Annotated in this window: 2 protein-coding genes; both read right to left on the bottom strand. The window is 33.2% G+C overall.

Annotated elements, in window-relative coordinates; translation table 11 throughout:
• Positions 1 to 365 precede the first annotated feature (365 nt).
• Complete coding sequence (locus tag HN894_09940) at positions 366 to 1349, bottom strand: methyltransferase (GenBank protein ID MBT7143649.1); 984 nt, start codon at positions 1347 to 1349, stop codon at positions 366 to 368.
• Complete coding sequence (locus tag HN894_09945) at positions 1342 to 3252, bottom strand: N-6 DNA methylase (GenBank protein ID MBT7143650.1); 1911 nt, start codon at positions 3250 to 3252, stop codon at positions 1342 to 1344. Before HN894_09945 ends, HN894_09940 begins: the two co-directional genes overlap by 8 nt.
• Positions 3253 to 3729: the final 477 nt, after the last annotated feature.

Genomic DNA, 3729 nt, shown 5'->3' on the forward strand with positions numbered 1-3729 from the left:
AAATTATCTGATTTTCGGAAAACAAAGCAGAAATTCCGTTTCCCTCCAAAATCCCCAAATTATTAAAAATACATATACGCCAAATCCTTCACTTTAAGCCCGCCGGCTTGGGTTTAGCTCAACAACGAATATAAAAACTACTGAGCCGGGCTCAGTAGTTTTTCGCTGTTTTTATATTCTTAGGTGTTAGGTGCTGGGCTTTATTCATCTTCAGGCACTTACATTTCAATTACGCACTTTTTTTGTTTTATTTGGGTTGGCAATTTTACCGTGCGTTTGGGTAGCCATACTCTTTGACAAGTTTTGGTTTGTGTGTCGGCTTTTTTGAGCGACTTGGCAATGTGTATGGTTACGAAGCATTGGCATTATATTACACTACTATATTTTAATGAATTGATAAAATCCACTACTCTATCTTCACTACCTCTTACATCTGGAACTTTTATGTTTAGTAATCTGGCTCCTTTTGGTTTTCTACCGTATGAAAACAAATATCTGTTTGCAGTAATACATTGGGCATAAAATAATTTTACTTCTATACTCATTGGTTGCTTTGGTATTAATACGGATACATCACTATTAGGCACTATCTCCTCCGTTGACACGTAACTATACGAATGACTTCCTTCTCCATTTGTAGATACAAATAAAGTACCTACAGGATATATTTTATTCTTAACAACACTATCTCTGTCAATAAAACTTCTTAATGTTCTTTTAAATGAACTTGCTGGGCGAACATATATTATTGAATTATTGAAACGAATTTCTTTCTCTTTTAAGCCAACCTTACCAATTCCATTCTCTAAATTAAATAATGAATCAAGTGTAGTTAATTCCTTAAAAACTGGAATTGAAACTTTTTTGTCTAGATTTTTTGGTTTAGATACACTAAGAAAAATATCTGTATTAAAATCAGAAACCCATGAAGGAATTTCATTTATTTCAGGAATAGAAATCGATGACAGCCTTTCTCCTTTGGGTTTTCTACCGTATGAAAATTTGTATCTATTAAGTGTTATACATTTAGCGTAATAAAGTTTCTGATTCAGTGTTAATTCTATTTTTGGAATTAACACTGCAACGTTACTATTTGGAATAAAATTATAACTGGAAACATATGCATAAGTATGACTGCCCTCTCCATCCGTAGATACATATATTGTCTCTGTTGGATATATATGCCTAGATGGAACAGTACGCTGGTCTACATAGCCCGCAATAGTTCTTTGTAGAGTTTTGGCAGGTCTAATATATGGAATGAAATTTTCTAAAGCATCCGAGACAATTGTAACATTGCTTGAAGCTAAACCATTATAAACCTTAAATAGTTTTGATAGTCTAATCATCTTGCCCATTATTTACCATCTTAAACATTGCGTAATTTCTAATCATTTCCTCAAAATCTTCTTTTCCTATCGTTGAATAATCTGTTTCTAAGTAGGCTTCTGCAATCCATTCATCATCAGCTTCTACATATGCAGTAACAGATTTCCCTGGATGCACCTCATTATTTCTATAAGCTTCAATCCAAGATTCTTTAATTACAGACCACTGATTATTTGGGTCAATACGTCCCAAGTTTTTTGTTTTAACAAACCCATCTTCTCTCCAGTACCCAAACCATGTCTTAAGTTTTGAAGTTTTATGTGGTTTATGTGCCTCAAAAACTACAATGCAAGTAACTGCACCAGCAGTATGAAACAGTTCACTTGGCATAGACATAACTGCTTTTAAAGTATGTCTTTTTAATAGTTCATGTTTGACCTGATTTTTTGATATTACACAACCGACAGGTATAATTGCAATACCAATTCCATTAGGTTGAAGTAAATCAAGCATATGTTTAACAAAGTAAAGCTCATGTAATTCAGCATCACTTTTGGACTGCGAATAAGGTGGATTTAATAAACCAATATTAGGTTGCTCAAGTTTCTTATTCGAAAAAATCTCATTTTTCTCCTTGTTTCGCTCCTTTATTGATTTTATGATTGCATCATCAAAACAACTTCCTTGATGTAGGTTAGCTTTACCATCCCCTCTTAATATCATATTACTAGCTGCTAAAGCAAACATTTTAGGGCTATTTTCTATACCAATAAGTCGATGCTTTTTTATTTCTTTTCTTTCATCATCTGTAATTGCTGTTTTTAACATTGAGTGCATGGCCGAAATTAAAAAAGCACCTGTACCTGCACAAATATCAATAACCGTATCATTTTTATTTACATTACCTATTTCACAAAAAAGCTCTGTTATATGTCTTGGAGTTAGCACAATACCAAGAGCTTTCTTGTCTCCTGCTGTATATTTCAAAAATTCCCCGTAAAAATGACCTACCACATCAAAATTATGGTAGACACTAATGAAAGGCCATACATTATCATTGATTTCTTTAATGACTTCATACAGTACTCCTTGAGGATGTTTTTTTGCTATTTTAGAGTCAGCTTTTCCCAAATTTGGTTGGCCTGCTACACTAGCATAAGGTTGTAGCATAGTATCCTTTTTTGCCTGAGGAATTTCAGCCTTATCTAATTCATCTTTAATTGCTTCTAACCATTTTCGAGGCATATCCTCGGCATTATAAAACTTAAATGAATTTAGAAATGGAGAATTCATTAAGGCAATCAACGTACCACTAACAAGCAATGGTTTATCTTCTTCTGAAATTTTAGCTGTTGTCCAAATAAACTCATGCAATTCTTTTGCAAAAGCAATTAGGTCTTCATGTCTTTTCCTTTCTATGTCTGGGTCAAATGCTGACAGTCTATAATAATCATCAAATGAAATTATATCCTTCACTTCAATTCCTTCTTCATTTTTCAGGACTTTATGTTTTTTAGTACCGCAGGGGATCAAATAATTTGAAACAATGAGTGAATCGGTATTCATTCCGCTAACAGCTATAGCCAAAACAGAGTATTCCTTAGATAAATGTTTTGCATAATGTAAAACACCATCAACCGCATAGTCTTTTGGGTTGTCAAGATTTGCACTTTCATGCTTCTTTATGTCAGCTTTACACTCAACAACAATTAAAAAATTTGGGTCTGAGTCCCAAGATATAATAAATTCAGGATACCCGCCTTTTCCCGTTTTTGCTTTACTTGCAGATTTCAGCAGATTCTGAACTCTTTTAATGTTAGATTTTTGCTCTTCTATTACAATTCCATTTTCAGCTTCAAAATATTTTGTGCTTTTAAGTAAATCTCTAACTATATTTTCTGTTACTCGTTCGTTTTTTGACATATATCTATCTCCAAAAATTCATTTTCATAATCCACAAATTTAACATTATCTGCGGTGTGTTGGCAATAATTTGGCTCTTTTGCAAGCTGAAGTATCGGCTTGTGTGTCAGAGCTTGCAAATGTGCCAAATGTGCGTTGGCTTTTTCTCTTATTTAAGCGGGTCGGCAAAACAAAAATCTTTCAAATTAGCACTTCGTTTCATTTTTCCCAGCCTTGCACCTAACGGCTCGGATATGAACAGTACGGAAGAAAAACCTACCAAATTATCATTTCCTTACCAATCTTTTATTCATATTCAAAAGCTCATAATCCACTGAGCCCGTATTGTTTATATCTATTGTTGAACTAAACCTCACATTCGTGAGGTGGTTTTTGTGGAATTTGTAGTCTTAGTTTTTCAGTAATTATCAAATTTGTCATATTATTAATTTAAAATTTAATTATGACAAATGTAAAAAAAAATTTCTACAAGAAGCT

Source organism: Bacteroidota bacterium, assembly GCA_018692315.1.
Lineage (GTDB): Bacteria > Bacteroidota > Bacteroidia > Bacteroidales > JABHKC01 > JABHKC01.